Genomic DNA, 23582 nt, shown 5'->3' on the forward strand with positions numbered 1-23582 from the left:
CCTGCTGAAATGAGCCCGAAGTGCACCTCGCCGGCATCGCCGACGCCGTCCTCGCCGACCCCGCGCTGGCCGCCGCCCTGGCCCAGGCGCAGGGCGCCCAGCCCACGGGCGAGCTGACCGGCCCGGAGGCGCTGCGGCCCTTTCTCGCCGCCGGCCTCGCCCGGACCGCCGGCACGGTGCTGGTCGTGACCGCCACGACGCGGGAGGCCGAGCAGCTCGTCGCCGAGCTGGGCGACCTGCTCGACCCCGAGGGCGTCGCCTACTACCCGAGCTGGGAGACGCTGCCGCACGAGCGGCTCAGTCCCCGCAGCGACACCGTCGGCCGCCGGCTCGCCGTGCTGCGCCGGCTGTGCCACCCCGGCGCCCCCGGCAGCGGCGCCGCTCCCGTGAAGGTGCTCGTCGCCCCGGTCCGCTCCGTGCTGCAGCCGCAGGTCAAGGGACTGGGCGACCTCGTGCCGGTCGAGCTCGAGACGGGCGCCACCGCCGAGCTGGACGAGGTCGTCGCCGGTCTCGTCGGGGCGGCGTACTCCCGCGTCGACCTGGTCGAGAAGCGCGGCGAGTTCGCGGTCCGCGGCGGCATCGTCGACGTCTTCCCGCCGACCGAGGAGCACCCGCTGCGCGTGGAGTTCTTCGGCGACGAGGTCGACGAGATCCGCTCCTTCGCCGTCGCCGACCAGCGCACCATCGCCAAGGTCGAGCGCCTGTGGGCGCCGCCGTGCCGCGAGCTGCTGCTGACCGACGAGGTCCGTGCCCGCGCCGCCGAGCTCGGCCGCACCCACCCGCAGCTGCTCGAGATCACCGACAAGCTCGCCCAGGGCATCGCCGTCGAGGGCATGGAGGCGCTGATCCCGGCGCTCGTCGACGAGCTCGAGCTGCTCGTCGACCTGCTGCCCGCCGACACCCGCGTCCTGGTGCTCGACCCCGAGCGCGCCCGGGCCCGCGCCCACGACCTCGTCGCCACGAGCGAGGAGTTCCTCGCGGCCTCGTGGGCGACCGCCGCGAGCGGCGGGCAGGCGCCGATCGACCTGCAGGCGGCGTCGTACCACTCCCTCGGCGACGTGCGCAGCCACGCGCGCGAGCGCGGCCAGGCCTGGTGGACGTTCAGCCCGTTCGGCCTCGACGCGGACGATGCCGGTTCCGGCCATTCCGCCGCGCAGCCCGCGCCGTCGTACCGCGGCGACGTGGCGAAGGCTTTCGCCGACATCGCCCGCTGGCACGCGGAGGGCCACCAGGTCGTCGTCGTGCACGCCGGCCACGGCCCCGCGCAGCGCATGGTCGAGGCGCTGGGGGAGGTCGACGTCCCGGCCCGGCTCGTCGAAGAGGTGCCGTCGGGCGCGACCCTCGACCCGGCGGTCGTCACGATCACCTGCGGTGCGCTCGGCCACGGCGTCGTCGACGAGGCCCGCAAGCTGGTCGTGCTGACCGGCGAGGACGTCGTGGGAGCCAAGGCGAGCACCCGTGACAAGGGCGCGATGCCGGTGCGCCGCAAGCGCCAGATCGACCCGCTCGAGCTCAAGGCCGGCGACTACGTCGTGCACGAGCAGCACGGCGTCGGCCGGTTCGTGGAGATGAAGCAGCGCGAGGTCCAGGGCGCGGTGCGCGAGTACCTCGTCCTCGAGTACGGCCCGTCCAAGCGGGGCGGCCCGCCGGACCGGCTCTTCGTGCCGGCCGACACCCTCGACCAGGTCACCCGCTACGTCGGCGGCGAGCAGCCCAGCCTCGACCGGCTCGGCGGCGGTGACTGGACGAAGCGGAAGAACCGGGCGCGCAAGGCGGTCCGCGAGATCGCCGCCGAGCTGATCAAGCTGTACGCCGCCCGGCAGGCCACGCAGGGCCACGCGTTCGGTCCCGACACGCCCTGGCAGCGCGAGCTCGAGGACGCGTTCCCGTTCCACGAGACGCCCGACCAGCTGACCACGGTCGACGAGGTCAAGGGCGACATGGAGCGCACCGTGCCGATGGACCGCCTGGTCTGCGGCGACGTCGGCTACGGCAAGACCGAGATCGCGGTCCGGGCTGCCTTCAAGGCGGTCCAGGACGGCAAGCAGGTCGCCGTGCTGGTGCCGACGACGCTGCTGGTCAACCAGCACCTCGACACCTTCAGCGAGCGGATGAGCGGCTTCCCGGTCATCCTCAAGCCGCTGAGCCGGTTCCAGACCGACAAGGAGGCGGCCGAGACCATGGCCGGCCTCGCCGACGGCACGGTCGACATCGTGGTGGGCACCCACCGGCTCTTCAACGCCGACACGAAGTTCAAGGACCTCGGCCTGATCATCGTCGACGAGGAGCAGCGCTTCGGTGTCGAGCACAAGGAGGCGATGAAGCGGCTGCGCACGTCGGTCGACGTGCTGTCGATGAGTGCGACGCCGATCCCGCGGACCCTGGAGATGGCGATCACCGGCATCCGCGAGATGTCGACGATCACCACGCCGCCGGAGGAGCGGCACCCGGTGCTCACCTATGTCGGCGGCTACGAGGACCGGCAGGTCGTCGCCGCCGTACGCCGCGAGCTGCTGCGCGACGGCCAGGTCTTCTACATCCACAACCGGGTCAGCTCGATCGAGAAGGCCGCCGCGAAGATCCGCGAGCTGGTCCCGGAGGCGCGGGTCGCGACGGCCCACGGCCAGATGGGCGAGCACCAGCTCGAGCAGGTCATGCTCGACTTCTGGGAGAAGCGCTTCGACGTGCTGGTCTGCACGACGATCGTCGAGTCCGGCATCGACGTGTCCAACGCCAACACGATGATCATCGAGCGCTCCGACACCCTCGGCCTCTCGCAGCTGCACCAGCTGCGCGGCCGCGTCGGCCGGTCGCGGGAGCGGGCCTACGCCTACTTCCTCTACCCGACGGAGAAGCCGCTCACCGAGACCGCCCACGAGCGCCTCGCGACGCTGGCCCAGCACTCCGACCTCGGCGGCGGCATGGCGATCGCCATGAAGGACCTCGAGATCCGCGGTGCCGGCAACCTGCTCGGCGGCGAGCAGTCCGGCCACATCGCCGACGTCGGCTTCGACCTCTACGTCCGCCTCGTCGGCGAGGCCGTCCGCGACTTCCGCGACGACGGGGGTGCGCCCGAGCAGCTCGAGGAGGTCCGCATCGAGCTGCCCGTCGAGGCCCACCTCCCGCACGACTACATCCCCAGCGAGCGGCTCCGCCTCGAGATGTACAAGCGCCTGGCCGAGGTCCGCGCCGACGCCGACGTCGACGAGATCGTCGCCGAGCTCGAGGACCGGTACGGCGAGCCGCCGGAGCAGGTCACGGCCCTGCTCCTCGTCGCGCGCTTCCGGGCGCGGGTGCGGGCCGCGGGGGTCAAGGAGGTGACCACGGTCGGCAAGAACATCCGCTTCCACCCGGTCACGCTCCCCGAGTCGCGCACGATCCGGCTCAACCGGCTCTACCCGAAGTCGATCGTCAAGCACCAGCTCGAGTCGATCCTGGTGCCCCGCCCCGGCACCCCGGGGAAGACGGGAACGCCCATCGAGGGGGTCGCCCTGCTTGAATGGGCCCGACTCGTCATCGACTCGGTCATCGACCCCAAGGAGTAGTAGTGCGCCGTCGTACCTCCCTCGTCACCGCCCTCGCCGCGACCGCGCTGCTGGCGGCCGGCTGCGGCCTCACCGACGACGGCCCCCGGCCCGGTGCCGCCGCGGAGGTGGACGGCCAGACGCTGGAGCTGGACAAGGTCGACAGCGCGGTCGAGGACTACTGCGGGCTGCTGGCGGGCGAGGAGGGCGCGCCGTCGTACGCGAAGGCCGTCGTGCGCTCCCAGCTGGCCTGGAACTGGGCGCAGGCCGTCGCGGTCGACGAGCTCGCGCCGCGCTACGGCGTCGATGTCCCGTCGGGTGTCGAGAGCGCCGTCGTCGAGCGGAGCTGGGGGGTCAGCCGCGAGGACGACGAGTTCGAGTCCTTCGAGTGGCTCACCTGGATCGGGCAGCGCCTCGACCAGCCGCTGGCGGCCATCGGGACCCAGGCGCAGATCGATGCCGGGCAGACGCCGACGGCGGAGGGAGCCCAGGCTGCCGGCTACGAGGTCGTCGACGCCTGGCTCGAGGAGCACGGGGTCGAGCTCAACCCGGTCTTCGGTGAGCGCGACGCCAAGGAGGGCGCCTTCCTCGGCGACGACCTGTCCGTCGCCGTGAGCGGCGTGGCCAAGCAGGGCGACCAGCTCGGCAAGCCGGTCGCGAGCGAGGCCGAGGCCACCGAGCGCCTGTCCGCCCTGCCGGCCTCCGAGGTGTGCGGGGCGCCCGTCGAGGCGCCGGCGCAGCCGGTGGGCTGAGCCGTGGCGGCCCCCGCCCAGCCGGAGCCCGCGGTCGACGAGTTCGTCGCCGTGATGCGGCGGCTGCGCGCGGAGTGCCCGTGGAAGCGGGAGCAGACCCACCGGTCGCTCGTGCGCTACCTGCTGGAGGAGACCTACGAGGCGGTCGACGCCATCGACGCCGGTGAGGTGTCGGGGGACTGGTCCCACCTCGCGGAGGAGCTCGGCGACCTGTTGCTGCAGGTCGTCTTCCACGCCGTCGTGGCGGAGGAGCGGGGCGACTTCGACCTCGACGACGTCGCCCGCGGCATCACCGCCAAGATGGTGCGCCGCAACCCGCACGTCTTCGGTGACCTCGCCGACGACCCGGCCGCCGACGACCTCGACGCCGCCGCCGTCAACGACCTGTGGCAGCAGGTCAAGGCCCGCGAGAAGGCCGACCGCCCCGTCGACGACGGCATCCCGTCCGCCCTCCCCGCCCTCCTGTACGCCGACAAGGTGCTCGACCGCCTCGAGCGGGCCGGCACCCCGGCCGACCTGGTGGCCGACCCCGCCGATGCGGACGCCGCCGTCGGCGAGCGGCTCCTGGCCCTCGTCGCCGAGGCCCGCGCGGCCGGCGTGGATCCGGAGCAGGCGCTGCGCGACGCGGTGCGCGAGCGTCTCTGACGAATCCCGGCCGAGGGGGTTTCCGGACCCGGTGCCGAGGGCGAGACTGCCGGTGGCCGCGACCGCGGCCGATGACTCGGCATCCGGAGGCTCCCATGCGTCGTACCCGCAGGTCTTGGCCCGCCACCCTCGTGGCCGCCCTTCTCCTCTCCCTCCTCCCCGCGGGCCTGGTGGTCACCGCGACCGCACCCGCGCACGCGGACGAGTGCTACACGTGGGGCCGGACCCTGCGCGAGGGCACGTCCGGCAGCGACGTGACCCAGCTGCAGATCCGCGTCGCCGGCTGGGCCGGCTACGACCGTGGCTTCGCCGTCGACGGGCAGTACGGGCCGGCGACGACCACGGCGGTGCGGAACTTCCAGGCGGCGTACGGGCTCACGGCCGACGGCATCGCGGGCTCGCAGACGTTCAGCAGGATCTACGCCCTCCAGGACGCCGACTGCACGCCGGTCCACTTCGCGTGGAGCGAGGTCGACGACGTGTGCTTCGGCGGGTTCCCGACGCCGGTGTCGGGGACGACGGTCGCCCAGGTGAAGGCCAACCTGATCCAGGTGATGTGGCGGGCCGAGGCCCTGCGGCACCGGCTCGGCGACAACCCGCTGCGGGTCACGTCGGCCTACCGCAGCGCCGAGTGCAACCGGCGGGTCGGGGGCGCGACCAACAGCAACCACCTCTACGGCCGGGCGATCGACCTCGTGCCGGGCAGCTCGGCGACCACGATGTGCGGGATCGCGCTGGCCGCGCGCTACGTCGCCTTCCGTGAGCTGCTCGGCCCCGGCTACCCGGACCACAACGACCACATCCACCTCGGCATCCAGTCCACGAAGTTCTGGCGCGCGCCGAGCTGCGGGATCTGACCCCTTCCGCAGGAGGTCGGCCCACCACTACTTTCAGCGCAGGTCCGCGCATCGGGCGGGGACGACGCAACGGTGGGAGTGGCGATGGCAGGCAAGTTCGAGGTGTACGAGGACAAGGCCGGGAAGTTCCGTTTCCGGTTGAAGGCCTCCAACGGTCAGGTCGTCGCCGTCGGCGAGGACTACGAGACGAAGGCCGCCGCCATCGCGGGCACCGAGGCCGTGCAGCGGGCGGCCGACGGCGCGACGGTCGTCGACCTGACCGACTGAGAGGCGTGCGTCAGCGGGTCGGGGCGGCGATGCCCTCGATCCGCACGGTCCGGCCGGTGGTGGCCACGACGACCTTCACCGTGCCGGTCCACGCGCTGCTGAAGCTGGTCACCGGGATGACCCGCTTCGTCACGTTGCGAGTCGTTTTCAGCGAGATCGTCTTCAGCAGGCGGCTGCCGGCGTAGACCCGGACCGTCCCGTGCGTGGTGCCGCCGCTGGCGACCAGGGCGAGGCGCCGCGCGCCCCGGACCGGGTACGACGTCGAGGCGTTGCGTCGCGAGGTCGCGAGCACCTTGCCGCCGTACGCGCTGGGCGCCGAGAGCAGCGACCAGCCGGCCGAGCGGGAGAGCGAGCGCGCCGGGACCGGGACGGTCCAGGTGCGGGTCGCCGCCGTCGGGTCGGCGTTGCCGGCGGCGTCGGTCGCGGTCGCGCGGAAGACGTGGGTGCCCGGCGCCAGACCGGTCACCGTGTGCTTGCCCGCCGCGCAGGCGCGGCCCTTGCTGTCGAGGGTGCACGCGAACCGCGAGCCCGCCTCGGTGGAGCCGAGGGTGAACGCCGCCGAGGTCGAGGGGACGATCGCACCGTTGGCCGGACCTCCGCTGAGGGTGGTGTCCGGTGCGGTGGTGTCGCCGGAGGTGCCGGCCTTCGCGGCGAAGATCGGGACGTACGGCGTGACGTACTGCTTGTCGCCGCCGTGGCCGCCGACCGCGAAGGCGATCTGGAGGTGGTCGCCCGACTGCGAGGGCGGGCAGGGCGCCGTACCGTCGCGCCGGGAGAGGCAGGTGGGGGCCTGGGTGGCCGTGCCCTTGAACTCGCGGGTCGCGACGACCGGGAACTGGAACTCCAGGACCTGCCCGCGCTGCAGCACGAACGGCTCGTCGCCCGGCTTGGTCAGCACGATGCCTCCGTTGACGCCGTTGAAGATGTCGAGGGGCGCATCGGTCAGCTCGCCCGGCTCGCCGAGGGTGTTGACGCCCCACAGGACCGGCTCGTCGGGATAGCTGAAGCCCGCCGGCGGCAGGATCTCCGGGACCGTGGCGACCTTGCCGCTGCACGGCAGGCCGACGAGCGAGATGTAGCCGCGGAGGTAGAACTTCTCACCCACCTCCGGCACCTCGCCGTTGGTCGAGCGCCAGCCGGTGTTGGCGCTGACGCCGACGCTGGGGCTCTGGGTGACGCAGTTGATGATGGTGTCGGACGACGTGACGCCGTCCTGCCACTCGCCCGTGGCGGCGGAGGCGGAGCCGGCGAGGGTCGGCGCGACGGCGACCAGGCCGGTGGTGAGCAGTGCCGCGGAGAGGGCGGCGATCCTGCGGATGCGCATGGCTTTCCTTCCTATGGGGGATTCGGTGGCGAGTCAGCGGGTCGGGGCGGCGATGCCCTCGAGCCGGACGGTGCGTCCCGAGGTCGCGACGACGACGCGGACCTTGCCGGTCCAGGCGGCGCTGAAGGTCGTGACCGGGACCACCCGCTTGCTGACGGTCCGGCTGGTCCGCAACGAGATCGTCTTCAGCAGGCGGCTGCCGGCGTAGACCCGGACGGTGCCGTGGGTGGTGCCGCCGCCGACGACGAGGGCGAGCCTGCGCGCTCCCCGGACGGAGTACGACGCCGACGCGTTCCTCCTCGTCGTCGTGAGCGCCCGGCCGTCATACGCCGAGGGCAGGGCCGCGAGGCTCCAGCCGGTCGAGCGCACGAGGGAGCGGGCGGGCACCGGGACGGTCCACGTGCGCACGGCCGCCGTCGGGTCGGTGTTGCCGGCCGCGTCGGAGGCCTGGGCACGCAGCTCGTGGGTGCCCGGGACGAGTCCGGACAGGGAGAGCGCCCCGGGCCCGCAGGGTCGCGTGGTGCCGTCGACCGCGCAGGTGAGCTGGACGCCCGGCTCGCTGGCCCCGAGCGTGAACGCGGCCTTCGTCGACGGTGCGATCGAGCCGTGGGCGGGGCCGCCGGTGATCGTGGTGTCCGGCGCGGCCAGGTCGACGCTCCAGCGGCGGACCGCGGGGGAGGCGTCGGTGTTGCCGGCGGCGTCGGTGCCGGCGGCCGTCAGGACGTGGTCGCCCGGCGGCAGGTCGCGCAGCGCGAGCGCGCCGTGCCGGCAGGTGAGCGGAGCGCCGTCCAGGGTGCACGCGATGCTGACGGCCGAGCCCGGCGTGGTGAGGAAGAAGTCGGCGCCGGTGGCGTTGGTGCGCGAGCCCTCGGCGGGGCCGCCGTCGATGGTCGTGTCGGGGGCGGTCGTGTCGATGCTCCACGCCCAGCGTGCCGGAACCGGGTCGTACCAGGCGCCGTAGCGGGCGCCGACGGTGAACACGTGCGTGCCCTCGCCGAGGTTGTCGAAGCGGACGTTGCCCTCGTTGGTGCAGGCGACGTCGACGCCGTCGAGCGCGCAGTCGTAGGCATTGCCGGCGAGCGTCGAGAACCAGAACTGGGCGGTGCGGCTGTTCACGAGCTCGCGCGGCTTGCCGTAGAGGTTCGTGTCGACCGAGCGGAAGTCCACCCGGCGCACCTCGCTGAGGTTGCCGGAGGCGTCCTCCGCGCGGACCTCGATGTTGCGCGAGCCCTCGGGGAGGACGACGTCGGTGGGCGTCGTGCACGTGGCCCAGGGAGCGCTGTCGATGCGGCACTCGTTGCGGGTCGCGCCCTCGTGGCTCCAGGTGATCCGGAAGCCGCCCTGGCGGAGCGGCACCTGGGCGACCTGCAGGTTGCTGACGACCGGTGCCTTCGTGTCGCGGAAGACGGCGACCGGGAACTTTCCGCTCGTCCCGAACGCCGTCGACCCGACGCCGCACTCCTTGACGCCGCTGCGCTCGCGGAGCTGGTCGCAGCCCTGCCACTCCACGAAGTCCCAGTACGGCGGGGAGTAGGCGACCGAGGGACGCAGCCACACCCACGCCTCGAACGGCTCCTCGTTGCGGACCCGGTCGCAGGTCAGCACGACGCGGTGGTCGAGGTTCTGGCTCTGGTCGCAGGTCTCGGACCCGCCGTCCTCGAGGGATCCCTCGACGACCCGGACGAAACCGGAGCCTTGGATGCCGATGGTGACGTTGACCTGGCCGGCGTGCGCCGGCGCGGCGAAGGTGAGGGGGAAGAGGCCGAGGCCGGCGGCGAGGACGCCGCCGGTGATCCGGAGCAGGGCGCGGGGGCTCATGCGCGCTCCTCCACGAGGTCGGGCAGCGCCAGCCACGCCGCCCACGAGAGGTCGCGGCCGACATAGCGCGGCTGGGCGAGCGGCCACTCGGCGGCGATCCAGCGCGGCACGAATGCGTCGAGCGCGGCCTCGAGGTCGGAGCCGAGCAGCGCGTCGACGACCCACCACGAGATCTCGGCGTCGGCGCCGACCTTGGCCGGCGGGTCGACGTACAGGCAGCCGAGCAGGACGCTCTCGTCGGCGTCGAAGAGGCCGTAGAGGAAGGACTCGTGCGCCTCGATCTCGGCGGCGTGGTGGGCGAGGTCGTCGATGTCGGCCTCGCGGGACAGGTGCACCGGCGGCCACCCCCACGCCTGGCCGTAGATGCTCCACAGCCGGTCGCGCGAGCCGCGCACGGCGGGGAGGTCGAGGTCGACGTCGTCGGGACCCATCGGCCGGAGGTGGTGGCCGTCGGTCACCGCGACCCGGGTGGGGTGTGCCCAGCCGTCGGGGAGCCAGGGGGTGGGTTCGGTGGTCATGGCACGCAGCCTGTCCACCACCGCTTGCGGTGCCCTTGCCGTCGGCTTGGGGCGTCGCTTGTCAGGCGCCTGCGAGCGCTGCCATCTCCTCGACCGTCAGCGTCCGGCCCGAGGCCACGTCGTCGTCGTACGACGGCCCGCGGCTCGCCCGCGCGGTGGCGGAGGCCTGCTCGATCAGCGCCTCGTCGGGCCGGTAGTAGCCGTAGACGTTGCCGCCGGCACCGGCGCGCAGCTCCGCGGCCGCGCCGCGCAGGACCCCGACCCGGGCGAGGTCGCCCGCCCCGTCGAGCGACTCGACCACGGCGAGCGCCTCGAGCAGGTAGGCGAGGTTGGCGTGGTCGCCCGTCTCCTGGCTGAGGGCGACCCCCTCGGCGATCTGGGCGCGGGCGCGCTCGAAGTCGCCGCGGACGACGGACACCTGGATCGCGGTGAACAGCGCGATGTAGACGGCCAGCGGGTCGTGGCGGCGACGGCCGGCGGCGAGGGCGTCGTCGACGAGCGCAGCGGCCCGGGACGGGTCGCCCCGCAACAGCTCGACGGTGCCGAGCCACACGTGGGAGAGCGTCCAGAGCCACTCGCCGCCCAGGCCCGCCACCTCGGTGAGGCCGATGGTCTCGGTGAACACGGCGACGGCCGTGTCGAGGTCGTCCTCGGCGAGCGCGACCAGGCCGATGCCGCCGTAGGCGTAGGGCAGGCCCTCGGCGTCGCCGGTGCGGCGGGCGAGGTCGGAGGCGATCCGCCAGTGCTCGCGGGCGAAGTCGAGGTCGCCCTGGGCGAAGGCGAGCGCCGCCGCGACGGCGCCGGAGCGCACGCGCACCCGGTCGTCGGTCGCGTCGGCCAGCACGGCGGCCATCAGGCGGCGGCCCTCGCGCAGGGTGCCGCGCACCCACCAGAACAGCCACAGGTGCCAGCCCAGCCAGCCGCCCTCGTCGGGCTGGCCCGAGGCGAGCGACCACTCGATCGCGGCGACCATGTTGGCGTGCTCGCGCTCGATGCCGGTCAGGGTCTCGACCGTGCCCGGCCCGCGCAGTGACGGCTCGTAGTGGGCGGCCAGGCCGGTGAAGTGGCGCAGGTGGGCGTCGCGCGCGAGGCGCTCGTCGGCGGCGGGGAGGCGGGTGAGGGCGTACTGCGCGACCGGCTCCAGCAGCCGGAAGCGAGGGCCGCTGTCGCCGAGCGGCTCGGCGACGACCAGCGACTGCTCGACCAGCGCGTCGACGAGTGCGAGCGCGTCGCCGTCGAGGTCGGCCAGCACCGCTGCGGCGGCGTCGAGGTCGAAGCCGCCGACGAAGACCGCCAGCCGGGGGAAGGCGGCCTGCTCGGCGGGTGACAGCAGCTCGAAGCTCCAGTCGATGGCCGCCCGCATGGTGCGCTGGCGCGGCGGCAGGTCCCGCGCGCCCTCCGCCGCCATCACGTGGTCGAGGCGGGCCACGATGTCGGCGGGCCTGAGCAGGCGCACACGTGCCGCTGCGAGCTCGATGGCCAGCGGGATGCCGGCCAGCCGCTGGCAGAGCTGGACCACGGCCGGGTCGTCCGGCAGCGGCGCCGCGGTGGGGGCGACCGTCGAGGCACGCGTCACGAACAGGTGCGCGGCGGCCTGCTGGTCGAGCGGGCTCAGCGGGTAGAGGACCTCGCCGCGCACGCGCAGCGGGATCCGGCTGGTGACGAGGATCCGCAGTCCCGGACAGGCAGCGGCCAGGGTGGCGACCTCCGGCCACGCGTCGACGAGGTGCTCGGCGTTGTCGAGCAGCAGCAGCTGCTCGCGGTCGCGCAGCAGCTCGAGGAGGGCAGCGAACGGGTCACCGCCCTCCGCGACCCCGACCGCGTGGGCGATGGCCGGGATCACGGCCGTCGGGTCGCGCAGCGGAGCCAGCGGCACCAGCGTGACCCCGTCGCCGAAGTGGTCCTCGGCCGCCCGCGCGACCGCGAGGGCGACCCGCGTCTTGCCGCAGCCGCCGACCCCGGTGACCGTGACCAGGCGCGAGGTGGGGGAGCGGAGCAGCTCGAGCAGGTAGTCGATGTCGCGGTCGCGCCCCACGAGGTCGCCGAGCAGGTCGGTCGACGGGATCCGGCTGGGCCGGTGCTCGGAGGGTCGCGGGTCGGGTCGCGCGTCCGGACAGGGGGCCGGCGGGTGGGCCGGGCGCAGCGCCGGGTCCTGCTCGAGGATCTGCTGGTGCAGCCGCTGCACCGCCGGGCCGGGGTCGACCCCGAGCTCCTCGACGAGGCGGGTGCGGAGGTCGGCGTACTCCTGGAGCGCGTCGGCCTGTCGGCCGGCGAGGTAGAGGGCGCGCATCAGCTGGCCGCGCACCGACTCGCGCAGCGGGTGCTGGACGGAGAGGTCCTGCAGCCGGGTGACGGCGGCGGCCGCGTCGCCGGCCCGCAGGTCCAGCTCGGCGGCGAGCTCCTCACCGGTGAGCCGGATCCCCTCCAGCCGCAGCGCCTCGGCGCGCGCGAACATCTGGGGTACGTCGGCCAGCGGCTCTCCTCGCCACCAGTCGAGCGCGGCGCCGAGGTGCTGCTGGGCCCCTCCGACGTCGCCGGACGCCAGCGCCGTACGGGCCTCCTCGACGCCGGACGCCAGGTGGTGGGCGTCCATCGCGTCGGGCGCGAGCTCCAGCCGGTAGCCGGGAGGTGCGGTGACGATCTCGGCCGGGACGCCGGCGTCGCGCAACCGCGCGCGCAGGCGGGAGATCACGGCCTGGAGGTTGGCGAGCGTCCCGCCGCGGCCGTTCTCGCCCCACACCCGGTCGAGCAGCATGTCCGTGGAGACGACGCGTCCGGCGTCGACCGCGAGCGCGGCCAGGGTCTCGCGGTGCCGCGGTGAGCCGATGTCGACGGCCGCGCCGGAGGCGTCGATGACCTCGAGGGGGCCGAGCAGCCGGAGCGGGACGTCGCTCACCTGCTCACCCTCCTGCCGCCGGACACCGGGAAAGGTTAAGGGCGGACCGGTGGCGGCGCAGGGCGTTTACCGAAGCAGGGCCTTGATCGCGGTCCAGGCCGCGCTCCCGAGCCGCCGGTCGGCCTCCTCCATGCCGCCACGCTGCATCCGCATCCCCGCGGTGACGACCGGCTCGCCCGGCAGGATCGCCCGGTGGCCGGCCGCCGGGTCGGAGACGAGGGAGGTCGGGAGGCCGTGGGACGCGCGCCGCGCGACGATGCGGCGCGCGTGCTCCTCGGCCGGCCAGACGCGGTCGTCACCACCGGCGACCAGCAGCAGCTCGGTGATCCGCTCGACCGGGATGGTGGCGCCGGGCACCCGGTCGGCGAAGCGCGCGCGGGAACGACGGTAGAGGCCGTCGTACGACGGAGGGTCGGTGTCGGCCCGCCAGGTGTCGTCGAACGGGACGAACGGCAGCGGCTCGCCGTCGCGGGTCCAGTGCGACGTCACCCGGCCCTCACCGGTCACCCCCGCCCAGACCAGGTCGCTCGGGGCGAAGGCCACCACGGCGTCGACGTCGTCGGAGGAGCAGCCCGTCAGCAGCGCCGCCTCGGCCCCGAAGGAGGTGCCGAGCACGAGCACCCGGTCGCAGTCGCGGCGCAGGTCGGCGACCCGGGCGAGGAAGGTCTCCAGCGGGACCTCCCACGGCCCGTCGTGCTGGCCCGGGCCGCCGAACCAGCGCACCGACTCCGCGAGCACGCCCTCGTCGGCGAGCAGCCGGGCCCGCGGCGCGTCGATCCGCCCGCTCGAACCGCCGAGCACGAGCGCACCGGTGCCGGTCGGGGTGGCCGGCACGCAGCGCACGCCTTCGATCCCGGTGGTCGGCTCCTCCCGCACGCTCATCCGGCTTCGGGGACCTCGTCACGCTGCAGGACGACGCGGTCCATCTCCTGCCCGCCGTCGCAGGTGCACAGCGCGACGGTGACGTGGTCGCCGGACTCGGCGACCACGTCCCAGTGCCCGCCGGACACGATCCAGCGGTCGAGGGCGGCGCGGGCGGGGCTCACGCCTCCATCATGCAGTGCCGCTCAGACGCCCTCGACCACCGGGAAGATGTGATCGGCCTCCAGACCGTGCGCCTCCCGGTGCACCCGCGCGGCGGTCTCCGCGTCGGGGGCGTCGACCAGGCAGAAGATCTTGCCGTTGGTCTCGTCGACCCAGTAGCTGCGGTAGTGGACGCCGTACTGCTCCTGGACCTTGAGGTCCTCGGCGTGGGCGCCGGCGACATCGGCCGCGGTGGCGCCTTCGGGCATCGTCTCGTGGACATCCATGAAGAGGGGCATCGTCGTTCTCCTGTCGGGTGGTGATTCCTCTGCCACACTCAGGTTCGTGGCAGGGTCCCCCGGGGGGAATGACCGTGCGGCCGCCGTGGATGATCGCGACCCCAGCGCGGCGCTCGACGACGCGCTGGCCCACCTGCACATCCAGGGTGCGATCTTCCTGCGAGCCGAGTACACCGAGGGTTGGGCGTTCCAGTCCGCGCCGACCCAGGACCTCGCGCGCCTGCTCGCGCCGCACGCGCGGCGGATCGTGCCCTTCCACCTCGTGGCTGCGGGCCGCTGCTGGATCGAGGTCGACGGTGTCCGGCACTGGGCCGACGCGGGTGACCTGATCGTCCTCCCGTACGGCGACAGCCACCGGATGGGCGGGACACAGGACGCCGAGGTGGTGGACGCGATGACGCTGGTGACCCCGCCGCCGTGGGCCTCGATGCCCGTCATCGAGCACGGCAGCGGGGGAGCGCTGACGCACGTCGTGTGCGGCTACCTGACGTCCGAGGCGCCGCTGTTCGACCCCGACCTGCGAGCCTTCCCGCCCGTGCTCGTCGTGACGCCGAGCGGGCCCGCGGCGCAGTGGGTGCGGGCGAGCATCGACTACGCCCTCGCGCGGACAGCCCTGGTCGCCCCCGACCTCGCCGCCACCCCGGCCGAGCTGGTGGAGCTGCTGTTCACCGAGGTGCTGCGCATCCACCTGGCGCAGGCGCCCGCCGACGAGCTCGGGTTCATCCGGGCGCTGCGCGATCCCGTGCTGGCGCCGGCGCTGGCGCAGATCCACCGCGACCCGGCCCGCAAGTGGACGGTGGCGGAGCTCGCGTCCGTCGCCGGGGTGTCGCCGTCCCTGCTCGACGAGCGCTTCCGGGCCGTGCTGGGGCTCCCGCCGATCCGCTACCTCACCGGCTGGCGGATGCACCGGGCCCAGGACCTGCTGGCCTCCTCCGACCTCGGCGTGGCCGCGATCGCCCACCGGGTCGGCTACGACTCCGAGGAGGCGTTCAGCCGTGCGTTCAAGCGGAAGCACGGGGTCGCGCCCGGCGCGTGGCGGCGTACCGGGGGACGGGGCTGACGACCCGTCAGGGCACCTCGATCGTGACGTTGGCGCGCTGGTTGCCCGGCGTGGCCGCCATGGTGGCCCAGAAGTCGGTGCTGCGCATCCACGCCGGGATGCCGAAGGGCAGGTCCCGGCTGGGGATCTCCGGGAGCTCGTCGGGGGTGAAGTCGGCGCCGTAGGGGACGAGCGGCGTGGCCACGTCCGGGTCCTGGATGCCGGCGTGGAGGCTCTGCAGCGCGATGTTCCAGTTGTCGAGCAGGTCCTTGCGGCTGATCGGGCCGCCCGGCTTGTCGGCCGTCGGGTGCAGCGCCTTGTGGAAGGTGATCGTGGGCAGCACGGCCTGTCCGGCGGGCGTGGCCGTGAAGGCCGTCCACGCGTCGAAGGCCGGGGTGCCGAAGGTGACGACCGCCTCGATCCTCCCGGGCGCGAAGGCGGCCTCGAACCACTGGTTGCGGTAGGCCTCGATCTCGGGGTCGTGCAGGTGGGGCAGCGCCTGCGACTGGTTGGAGATGCCGTAGAGGAAGGCGTTGATCATCAGGTAGCGCCTCGTGTAGCCGAGCTTCTCGACGAAGCCCTGGACGCGCCGGCCGGCCTGGCCCGAGAGGATCCGCCGGGTGACGGCCTCGGTCTGGGCGGGGTCCTGGCCGACGACGAGGAGCCGGGCGGTGCCGTTGGCGCGGCCGCGGTAGAAGATCGGTCCCCACAGGGAGCGAAAGCCGTCGCTGCCCTTGAAGACGGTGTCGTCCGGGTAGGTGCGGCACAGGGTCTTGAACGCGCCGGTCGGACCGGAGTCGAAGGGATCGCTGATCATGGTGGCCCCCGGGGGGTGAGGTGGTCGAGACCTCCAGTGCAGCGGATCGTGGGGGAGCCCACCATGGCCCGTTCTGGTCATGCGGAGGGGCGGCCGGGCTGCTGCCGGCAGACCCGGCAGCGCCCGACGTGCACCGTCTCCGCGTAGCCGACGTCGAAGCCGGAGCGCTCGATGAGGTCGGGGTGGGCGGACGCCTGGGGACCGGGGAGGTTCATGATCCGGCCGCAGCCGGTGCAGAACAGGTGGTGGTGGTCGGGCCCGGACGTGGACTCGAAGCGGACCGGGCCCTCGGGGAGCGCGACCCGCCGTACCAACCCGGCGGCGACCAGCGCGTCGAGGCAGTCGTAGACGGTCTGTGTCGCGACGCGACCGAGGATCTCGCGGCTCCGGTCGGCGACCTCGGTCGCCAGCAGGTGGGCTCCCTCGCCGCGGGCGCGCTCCAGCACGGCCATCACCGCGAGCCGCTGCGGGGTGACCCGCACCCCGGCGCGCCGCAACCGCGCCTCGGCTCCCGTCATGGCGGGCCGGTACCCCGCTGATCTGGACTGAGTCACGAACACGCCGCGCCACGGCCGGGGAATCCGATCGGCGTGTCCGCTGGCCGTCTCCCGTGCGGGGGCAGGGGTACTTCGGCAGGCCTACGCACGGAAGGGACGAGCGATGACAACCTATGACTACAGGGCCGGGACCGACAGCGGGACCGGCACGACCGAGCAGGCCAAGCAGGCCGCCGCCACCGCAGGAGCCGAGGGCAAGCACCTCGGCGAGGAGGCGAAGGGCGAGGCCAGGGCCGTCGCGGCCGACGCCCAGGCGCAGGCCCGCGACCTGCTCCACCAGGCGCGTTCCGAGGTCGAGAGCCAGAGCCGCTCGCAGCTCGAGACGCTGGTCTCGACCCTGCAGGGCTTCGCCGACGACCTCGAGCGGATGGCGCGTGGCGAGGGCGCGGGCAGCGGCCTCGCCCAGGACGTGGTGCGCGAGGTCAGCGACAAGGCGACCGCGTTCAGCTCCCAGCTGCGCGGCCGCGAGCCCGGCGAGCTCCTCGACCAGGCGCGCGGCTTCGCGCGCCGCAAGCCCGGCACCTTCCTGCTGGGCGCCCTCGTCGCCGGCGTCGTCGCCGGTCGCGTGGTGCGGGGGGCGAAGGACGCCCAGAGCAGCACCGGCAGCACGGGCAGCACCGGCACCGGAGTGGGTACGCCGCCCCTCCCGGACGCGACCGCGACCGCGGCCCTGCCGACCACCGACGCGCCGCCGCCCCCGCCGCCGTCGCCGATGCCCGGCCTGACCGGCTCGGCCCCGCAGGTCGGGGCCGGCACCCCGCCGCCGACCAGCCCGGGCACGAGCGGGTGGAGCACGCCGTGACCACCCAGGGGACCCGGCCGGCGGGCACCGACCCGACCGGGCCGGCCGGCACGCACGAGACGGCCGACGGCCGCTCCCTCGGGGAGCTCGTCGGCGACATCGCCACCGACCTCACCACGCTGGTGAAGCAGGAGGTCGAGCTGGCGAAGACGGAGCTCAAGACCGAGGCAACCAGGGCAGGCAAGGGGGTCGGCCTCTTCGGCGGAGCCGGAGTCGCCGGTCATCTCGCCCTGCTGTTCGCCTCCTTCGCCCTGCTGTTCCTGCTCGACAGCTGGATGCACGCAGGGTGGGCCGCGCTGATCGTCGCGGCGCTGTGGGGCGCCGCGGCGGCAGTGATGGCGGCCTCCGGCCGCAAGGAGCTGAAGTCGATGAACCCCACGCTTCCCACCACCCAGGAAACCCTCAAGGAGGATGCGGCATGGGCCAGGCAACTGAAGAACGGATGACCGCGCAGATCGACAGCACCCGCAACGACCTCTCCCGCGACGTGGACGCGCTCTACGACCGGGTGAGCCCGCACCGCATCGTGGAGCGCCGCAAGAGCGCCCTCCGCGGCCGGATGTCGTCGATGAAGGAGTCCGTCATGGGCACGGCGCACGACGCCACCGGATCCGCCCAGGGTGCGGCCCAGGGCGCGGCCGAGTCGGTGCAGCACACGGCGCAGGCCGGTGTGCAGGCGGTGGGGCGGCGCGCCGAGGGATCGCCCATCGGTGCGGGCCTCGTCGCCTTCGGCGCCGGCATGGTGATCGCCGCGCTGATCCCGGCCAGTCCCAAGGAGGCCGAGCTCGCGGGTCGCCTCACCGAGGCGGCCAAGGACTCCCCGCTGATGGACGAGGCGAAGGCCGCGGGCCAGGAGATGGCCTCGAACCTGAAGGAGTCCGCCACGGAGGCGGCCCAGGAGGTCAAGGCGAGCGCGCAGGAGTCGGCCGACCACCTCAAGGACGAGGGCCGCTCGGCTGCCGAGGACGTACGCCGCGAGGCGCCCGGCACCTGACCCTCCCGTCGAGCAACTCCCCGAGCCGACGCCGCCCGTCTCTCCCGCGGGCGGCGTCGGCGCGCCCGGACCTGTTGTCCACAACCGGTGACGCGGCTCTACCGCGGGACGCGCTGGTGGCCTAACGTTCCTGCAGCCACAGCAGTCCTATCTCGGGTGAGTCGCCATGGCCCTGGTCCAGCCACCCGTGCAGCCGTCCGTCGTGCCGCCGGTGGTCTCGGCGCCCGCCTCCGACGAGGTGGTCGCGCGTCTCGACGAGGAGCTCCGCGCCGCCGTACGACGTGAGGGGCTCGACCCGCAGCGCGACCCGGGCTGTTCGACCACCGCAGGAGGTAGGGGCGCGGTCGCAGGTACATCTTCGTCAGGCCCTCGCGCAGGTGCGGGCTGCCCTTCCTCTCCATGAGGGCCCAGTGGTGGGCTGGCTCGCCGCACTTCAGGCAGGCCTTGTCCTTCGCCTTGCCGCGGTGTCGGCTGAGCCTCTTGTGGGCTCCCTTGTAGTCGGTCTCCGACCAGGTCTCCGTGTCTGTCATGCACTCTGGTTCGGCACTTCGTGCGCCCTTGTCCGGGTAGGGTCCGGGGCGTGATTCAGATTGCAGTCGGCATCGTGGCGGGCGTGTTCGCCGTGCTCCCCGCCCTGCTCGTCACGCCCAAGCGGCGACAGCTGAACCACATCAAGGAGGAGGCCGCGGTCATCAAGGAGATGCCCGAGGGCCCCGCCCGCCGGAACCTTGAGGCCGCCCACGTCGCCTCGACGGAGGCCTACGAGCGCCGGATCAAGGGACTCGACCGCGTTGACATCCTGCGTCGGCGGCTTGGGTGGCTCTTTCCCGTGGGCTACCTGGGCTTCCTGCTGGCGGCCGGGGCGATCATCTACGCCGACCGCCTTGCTGACCAGCTCGGCGTCAAGGAAGGCACAGCGGCCACCGGCATGAACGTCGCCGGAGCGCTTCTGCTGTCGCCGCTCGTGGTGACCGTCCTTCAGCTGCGCACCGCGTTGCGTGAGCGGGACGAGCGGTTGAAGAAGGAGGTTGAGCGGCTTGAGAAGGTCGACGCCTCCCGGGCCGCCACCGCTGCGCAGCGCGAGTCCTTCCAAGAGGCGCTCCGCAAACTGCAGGATCAGGTCGCCGGTGACGAGGACCGGATCTCGCGGGACCTCCAAGCTCAGCTGGCGCGGCTCAACGAGGGAGTCGCCCGTAGCGCCGTCAGTGGCAAGCGCCTCAGTACGGGGACCATGCGGTTCGTCAAGAACAAGGACGGCCGGTTCGTTGCCGTGACCAAGGAGCAAGGCGAGGTTGCTCCCGGCACTGGTGACGGCAAGCCGATGCGCGAGTTCCGGACCGACGACGCGCCCAAGTCGAAGGACGAGGACGGCGACGAGCCCACGGCTCCCGTGCCGGTGAGCTGACGGCGTGCGAAGGCCCCAGCTCGGTGAGGAACTGGGGCCTTGTTGGCTGTCGTGGGTTACGCCACCCTGCGGAGCGCTCCCGAGTCGCAGAGCATCGCGATCGCGACAGCCATCGTCACGGCGGCGCGGGCCTCCTCGAGCGAGTTGGCTGACTCGCCTGCGGCGTGTCGGTCCTTCTGCCCGTAGCAGATGGCTCGGGCCAGCTGCATGACCGTCTCCCGGCCGTCCAGCTCGGTGTGCCGGTCCGGGTTGAACGTCGGCCTGGACTCTGTGATGCAGGAGCCCCACTTCTCGGGCTTCGCGTCGTAGTCGCCGATCATCTTGCCGAGCTTGGCGTCGCCGTCCTCCGGACTGATGATTGGTCGGAGGATTGCCTCAGTCGCCTTGAACGCGTCGCTCCAAGCGTCGTCCGGGCGTGGGTCCATGCCGTAGGCGGCGTTCCAAGCCTTGGTCAGGAGCTTCGACGCGCCCTCGGGTGAGGCGCTGATGGCGAGCTCGACCTGCTCTCTCGCCGACGGGTGGACGCGAAACTCCAGGCCGCGGCGGTCCATCCGCACTGCGTAGCCCGACTTGCCGCGGACCAGAATCTCTTCGAGAGTCTTCGCACGGTGGTCGTACGGGAGATGCTTCAAGATGGCGCGGATCGTGTTCAACATGCCGTCGGGTGTTATGCAGTAGTTCGCGAACCACTGCCTGTACTGACCCGCCCTCACGCCCAAACTGGAGTTGGAGGTCGGAGGTGGAGTCTTTCGGAGGACGTTGAAGATCTTCAGCATCTCGTTGATGCCGTAGGACCTCTCGGGCTCGATGACTCCTCGGATCCAATTCCAGAGCTCGCCGTGAAGGTGCGGCGGCACGTCGTAGTGGAGAGGCTCCAGCTCTTCTAGGCGGTCTTGTTCGTCGGGGTCCCACGGCATGCCCAGATCGTAGGCACCGGTCCCGACTTTTCTCAGACGTTAGAGGCCCCGTCCCGAAGTCGTTGGAGCGCCCACGGGCCGGGGCTGGTCGGCGTGGCACACAGAGGACAGAGACCAGACCTCGCCGACGTCTACTGGTACGGCACTTCAGGCGACCTTGTGTGCTGGCTTCCCGCACTCGCGGCAGAAGCCGATGGGCTTGCCTCCGCCTCGCGGCCTGCGCCAGATCACGGCGGGCTTCTCCGTCGAGTCCTTCGGCTGGATCATCGTGTCGCAGTGGACGCATCGCCATCCGCGCCCCTGGGCTGGCGGGTGTCGGGTCGGTCATCGCGGGCTCCTCGCGCGGATCAGAGGTTGATCTTGTTCCCTGCCCAGGACGTAACCCGCCCTTACCCATTCCATAGGGCCTTGGGCGGGTGCGTCGTTGGGCAGGCCTGCCGTTGGACGTGGAGGTCTCGCACCTCCGCCACCCTTGCGGATGGTCCCCGAGCCACCGTTCTCCGGTGGACCTAGCGCGGGCATCTGCCTTGGAGTCGAGGAAGCATCTTGCTCCACCGGGAGGGGCTGTCTGTTCAGCGCGTCTCCGGTCCGACGCGGGCGCTCCATGTCCCGTCGGTGCTTCACGGCTCGCCCGTTTCGTGGGCTATCCGGAAGGGATCTGTGCTGGGCCAACGGCTACGCCTTCGACTTCTGTACGGAGACTACATCGTCCTCGGCGCGCTCCTTCCTCAGCTTCTCGGCGCGACGTGCGTAGAACGCTGCGAATGAGGCCTTGCGGCAGGTCAGGCACATCCGCGAGCCGCGGTTGGTTCCGGTGTTCTTCGGCGTGAACTCGTGGCCGTTCTTGCAGTGCGTGCTCAGGGCCCGCGGGACGGCCACCTTCGGCTGTGGAGCAGGCTTCTTCGGTCGCGGCGTCGGGACGTCCCGCTTCGGACGTCCCCGCTTCTTCGGGACGTCGGGGTGCTGCCGCTTGAGGCAGGTGGCGCTGCCGACGTGGAGGCGCAACATCTGCGCCTTCGCGACTGTCCAGCCGCACTCTGGGCAGGTTCGGGCGTCCACCTCGTTGGCGGCCTCGACCATGTCGGCGGCGTAGCTGGGGTCGATGGAGAACTGGACCAGTGCCTCCCACGTCAGCGCCGCGAACTCGATCAGCAGCCGGTCCTCGTCGATGTCGTCCACGGTCCGACGTACGTCGATGGATGCCTGGACTCGGCGGGCTACCGCGCCGTGGCCTAGTGATCAGGTGGCCTGGAGATCGTGGAAGTCAGGGTCACGTAGCAACCCCACCTTGGTCACCCGTAGAGCGGTTCGCCGGTGCTCACGTTGAGCGGCGTGATGTCCACGCGCTGGCGTGCCAGCTCCTGCGTCGGCCTGACTCCCTTCGGGTGGGGGAGCACCTGCACCGAGACGAGGGCCTTGATGACGGCCTGCCGCTTCTCGAGCGACGTGTTCGGGTCGAGCAGGCGGGCCTTGATGTCCTCGGCCGCGAGCCGGATCGAGAAGCCGCCGACCGCCTCCATGCCGACCTTGTCGACTGTGAGGGAGGAGAACATGTCGGCGAGGTGGACGCTGCGCAGCAGGCGGCCCGACTCCTTCTCCAGCGCGGCGCGGGCGGCGTCGATCTCCTCGGTGAACTTGATCCGGTTCGAGATCGACAGGCCGGACTTCGCTAGCTGGCGCTCGTCCTCGTCCAGCTCGGCGCGCTTGGCGTGCAGGGCGTCGAGGCGGGTGCGGTCGTCGGCGGTGGCCTGCAGGAGGTCGTCGGTCGGGAAGGCGAGGCGGGTCGCCACGACGTTGGTCACCACCTCCTCGGCGATGTCCTTCAGGATTGAGGCGCGGCACTTCGACGCGATGCCGCCGGTGCACTGGTAGAGCTCGTAAGGGACTCCGGCACGGGTCACCGTCTTGCCCCACCTCATCCTTCCGCCGCACTTGGCGCAGGTCAGGACGCCGCTCAGCAAGTGCTTCCTACCGACGCCCGCGTTGTTCGTCCGGCGCTGCGGCTGTCAAGGACCGAGCGGGGCTTGCGCAGTTCGTCCTCGGTCACGATCGGCTCCCAGGCCGCCGGACCGACAGGCTCGCCCTTGTGCTCGCGGATGCCCGCGTTCCGCCACCGCCGGATCATCGACGTGAAGGAGGAGTAGTGCCACTTGCCTCCTCGGGTCGTCTTGACGCCCGCCTCGTTCCACTCGCGGATGATCGAGGCCAGCGAGGCACCGTTCAGGATGCGGGCGGTCGCCTCAACGATCAGGGCCGCCTCCTCGTCGTCGTGTTCGATGCCGCCGACCTTGAAGCCGAACGGGCCACCGCCTCCGGAGGGTAGGCCCTTCTCCCGCAGCTCTTGGTGCTTGCGGTGGACGCGCTCGATCATGTGCTTCACCTCGTGCTGGGCGACGGCGCCGGCCACCTTCGCCTGCATCCGACCGGCCGGAGTCGAGAGGTCGAGGACGCCGCCCTATCACTGAGTGGGTGGGCACCTTCTCCGCCACGGCGATGTAGTCCTCCAACTCCGCCGTCCGGCGGTGGAGCCGGTCAGTGTGCCAGACGATGACCGCGTCGATGGCGCCGTCTTTCAGGGCTTCGAGGAGGTCCCGGTAGCCGGGGCGGACCTTGGCCTGTAGGCCGAGGTGTCATTGTCGGAGAACACCGCGACGACGTCGAGGCCCAGCTCCTCTGCCTTCGCTCGACAGTCCTGCTCCTGGCGGTCCACGCCGAGGCCTGCGCCGGTGCGGTCCTGCGAGATGCGGGTGTAGATCGCCGCCCTGTTCTTCTGCATAGAGATACGTGCCTTGCTACCACCCGGACTGGGTGGCCCTGCAGACCCGGCAGGAGGGGCTGGAGGGCGCCGGCGAGGTCCGGCTGCGCGACCTGGTCAAGGAGTCGCTGCGCATGCGGCCGAGCCGACTAATCGTAGGAGAGGTGCGGGCCGAGGAGTGCCTCGACCTGCTGCTCGCCCTCAATGCCGGGCTGCCCCGACTCACCGGAGAGCGTAACTCGTGCCGGGGGGCTGTCGCAGCCGTCGCCTAGGCTCAGACCAGGAGGCGTAGGGACATGGGCAGTGGAAACGGGCTTCCGCATCTCGCGGACGGCACCGATGTGGTGCGTTGGGCCGACCAAAGGTCTGCGCA

Annotated in this window: 24 protein-coding genes and 1 pseudogene; 11 read left to right on the plus strand and 14 right to left on the minus strand. The window is 72.5% G+C overall.

What is annotated here, in order from left to right:
• Positions 1 to 20: 20 nt before the first annotated feature.
• The 5 genes from mfd to BJ993_RS16895 all read left to right on the plus strand — a co-directional run bounded on the left by mfd (position 21) and on the right by BJ993_RS16895 (position 6045).
• Positions 21 to 3545: a transcription-repair coupling factor gene (gene mfd / locus BJ993_RS16875; protein WP_179650109.1), complete on the plus strand. Its 3525-nt coding sequence runs from the start codon at positions 21 to 23 to the stop codon at positions 3543 to 3545.
• Between the two features lie 2 nt (positions 3546 to 3547).
• The gene (locus tag BJ993_RS16880; protein ID WP_179650111.1) at positions 3548 to 4276 is read left to right on the plus strand and encodes a hypothetical protein; all 729 of its coding nucleotides are present in this window, start codon (positions 3548 to 3550) and stop codon (positions 4274 to 4276) included.
• 3 nt (positions 4277 to 4279) lie between these two features.
• Positions 4280 to 4921, plus strand: coding sequence for a MazG nucleotide pyrophosphohydrolase domain-containing protein (locus BJ993_RS16885; RefSeq protein WP_373366953.1), 642 nt, complete (start codon positions 4280 to 4282; stop codon positions 4919 to 4921).
• A gap of 95 nt (positions 4922 to 5016) precedes the next feature.
• Positions 5017 to 5778 carry a M15 family metallopeptidase gene (locus BJ993_RS16890; RefSeq protein WP_036548185.1) on the plus strand — a complete coding sequence of 254 codons (762 nt, stop codon included), beginning with the start codon at positions 5017 to 5019 and terminating at the stop codon, positions 5776 to 5778.
• Positions 5779 to 5862: 84 nt separating this feature from the next.
• Positions 5863 to 6045, plus strand: a complete 183-nt coding sequence (locus BJ993_RS16895; protein ID WP_036548590.1) for a YegP family protein — start codon at positions 5863 to 5865, stop codon at positions 6043 to 6045.
• Positions 6046 to 6055: 10 nt separating this feature from the next.
• On the opposite strand, the gene BJ993_RS16900 is transcribed toward BJ993_RS16895, so the two are convergent.
• From BJ993_RS16900 to BJ993_RS16930, 7 genes are all read right to left on the minus strand, one after another.
• A complete protein-coding gene (locus BJ993_RS16900; protein ID WP_179650113.1) occupies positions 6056 to 7369 on the minus strand; it encodes a hypothetical protein in 1314 nt (437 codons plus the stop codon).
• 33 nt (positions 7370 to 7402) lie between these two features.
• Positions 7403 to 9187, minus strand: a complete 1785-nt coding sequence (locus BJ993_RS16905; RefSeq protein WP_179650115.1) for a hypothetical protein — start codon at positions 9185 to 9187, stop codon at positions 7403 to 7405.
• Positions 9184 to 9705, minus strand: a complete 522-nt coding sequence (locus BJ993_RS16910; protein WP_036548191.1) for a GNAT family N-acetyltransferase — start codon at positions 9703 to 9705, stop codon at positions 9184 to 9186. The genes BJ993_RS16905 and BJ993_RS16910 overlap by 4 nt, the downstream gene beginning before the upstream one ends.
• Positions 9706 to 9766: 61 nt before the next feature.
• Complete coding sequence (locus BJ993_RS16915) at positions 9767 to 12601, minus strand: AfsR/SARP family transcriptional regulator (protein WP_179650117.1); 2835 nt, start codon at positions 12599 to 12601, stop codon at positions 9767 to 9769.
• A 66-nt stretch (positions 12602 to 12667) separates the two neighbouring features.
• Positions 12668 to 13483 (minus strand): acyl-CoA thioester hydrolase/BAAT C-terminal domain-containing protein, encoded by an 816-nt coding sequence (locus BJ993_RS16920; RefSeq protein ID WP_179650119.1) that lies wholly within the window; start codon positions 13481 to 13483, stop codon positions 12668 to 12670.
• Positions 13480 to 13647, minus strand: a complete 168-nt coding sequence (locus BJ993_RS16925; RefSeq protein ID WP_242530545.1) for a hypothetical protein — start codon at positions 13645 to 13647, stop codon at positions 13480 to 13482. Before BJ993_RS16925 ends, BJ993_RS16920 begins: the two co-directional genes overlap by 4 nt.
• A gap of 21 nt (positions 13648 to 13668) precedes the next feature.
• Positions 13669 to 13923 carry a DUF4242 domain-containing protein gene (locus tag BJ993_RS16930; protein WP_036548199.1) on the minus strand — a complete coding sequence of 85 codons (255 nt, stop codon included), beginning with the start codon at positions 13921 to 13923 and terminating at the stop codon, positions 13669 to 13671.
• Positions 13924 to 14008: 85 nt separating this feature from the next.
• Here BJ993_RS16930 and BJ993_RS16935 point away from each other — a divergent pair, with 85 nt between their 5' ends.
• Complete coding sequence (locus BJ993_RS16935; RefSeq protein WP_308645606.1) at positions 14009 to 14983, plus strand: AraC family transcriptional regulator; 975 nt, start codon at positions 14009 to 14011, stop codon at positions 14981 to 14983.
• 7 nt (positions 14984 to 14990) lie between these two features.
• Here BJ993_RS16935 and BJ993_RS16940 read toward each other — a convergent pair whose 3' ends face one another.
• Positions 14991 to 15779: a uracil-DNA glycosylase family protein gene (locus tag BJ993_RS16940; RefSeq protein ID WP_179650123.1), complete on the minus strand. Its 789-nt coding sequence runs from the start codon at positions 15777 to 15779 to the stop codon at positions 14991 to 14993.
• Between the two features lie 77 nt (positions 15780 to 15856).
• Complete coding sequence (locus BJ993_RS16945; protein WP_179650125.1) at positions 15857 to 16297, minus strand: Fur family transcriptional regulator; 441 nt, start codon at positions 16295 to 16297, stop codon at positions 15857 to 15859.
• Positions 16298 to 16439: 142 nt separating this feature from the next.
• Here BJ993_RS16945 and BJ993_RS16950 point away from each other — a divergent pair, with 142 nt between their 5' ends.
• From BJ993_RS16950 to BJ993_RS16965, 4 genes are all read left to right on the plus strand, one after another.
• Positions 16440 to 17138: a hypothetical protein gene (locus BJ993_RS16950; protein WP_179650126.1), complete on the plus strand. Its 699-nt coding sequence runs from the start codon at positions 16440 to 16442 to the stop codon at positions 17136 to 17138.
• Positions 17135 to 17584, plus strand: a complete 450-nt coding sequence (locus BJ993_RS16955) for a phage holin family protein (protein ID WP_051932507.1) — start codon at positions 17135 to 17137, stop codon at positions 17582 to 17584. Before BJ993_RS16950 ends, BJ993_RS16955 begins: the two co-directional genes overlap by 4 nt.
• Entirely contained in the window at positions 17557 to 18132 is a 576-nt protein-coding gene (locus tag BJ993_RS16960) for a DUF3618 domain-containing protein (protein ID WP_179650128.1), read from the plus strand. Before BJ993_RS16955 ends, BJ993_RS16960 begins: the two co-directional genes overlap by 28 nt.
• Before the next feature lie 613 nt (positions 18133 to 18745).
• On the plus strand, positions 18746 to 19537 hold the full coding sequence (locus tag BJ993_RS16965; protein ID WP_179650130.1) for a hypothetical protein: 792 nt from the start codon (positions 18746 to 18748) through the stop codon (positions 19535 to 19537).
• Positions 19538 to 19593: 56 nt separating this feature from the next.
• On the opposite strand, the gene BJ993_RS16970 is transcribed toward BJ993_RS16965, so the two are convergent.
• The 5 genes and pseudogenes from BJ993_RS16970 to BJ993_RS16990 all read right to left on the minus strand — a co-directional run.
• Complete coding sequence (locus tag BJ993_RS16970) at positions 19594 to 20454, minus strand: hypothetical protein (protein ID WP_179650132.1); 861 nt, start codon at positions 20452 to 20454, stop codon at positions 19594 to 19596.
• 675 nt (positions 20455 to 21129) lie between these two features.
• Complete coding sequence (locus BJ993_RS16975; RefSeq protein WP_179650134.1) at positions 21130 to 21633, minus strand: hypothetical protein; 504 nt, start codon at positions 21631 to 21633, stop codon at positions 21130 to 21132.
• A 113-nt stretch (positions 21634 to 21746) separates the two neighbouring features.
• The gene (locus BJ993_RS16980; RefSeq protein ID WP_308645607.1) at positions 21747 to 22355 is read right to left on the minus strand and encodes a hypothetical protein; all 609 of its coding nucleotides are present in this window, start codon (positions 22353 to 22355) and stop codon (positions 21747 to 21749) included.
• Positions 22356 to 22408: 53 nt separating this feature from the next.
• Complete coding sequence (locus tag BJ993_RS16985) at positions 22409 to 22825, minus strand: recombinase family protein (protein ID WP_179650138.1); 417 nt, start codon at positions 22823 to 22825, stop codon at positions 22409 to 22411.
• Between the two features lie 172 nt (positions 22826 to 22997).
• A pseudogene (locus BJ993_RS16990) lies at positions 22998 to 23230 on the minus strand (recombinase family protein); the annotation flags it as partial.
• Between the two features lie 8 nt (positions 23231 to 23238).
• Here BJ993_RS16990 and BJ993_RS16995 point away from each other — a divergent pair.
• Positions 23239 to 23481 (plus strand): ATPase, T2SS/T4P/T4SS family, encoded by a 243-nt coding sequence (locus BJ993_RS16995; RefSeq protein ID WP_308645608.1) that lies wholly within the window; start codon positions 23239 to 23241, stop codon positions 23479 to 23481.
• Positions 23482 to 23582: the final 101 nt, after the last annotated feature.

Origin of the sequence: Nocardioides aromaticivorans (genome assembly GCF_013408525.1) — a bacterium.
Lineage (GTDB): Bacteria > Actinomycetota > Actinomycetes > Propionibacteriales > Nocardioidaceae > Nocardioides > Nocardioides aromaticivorans.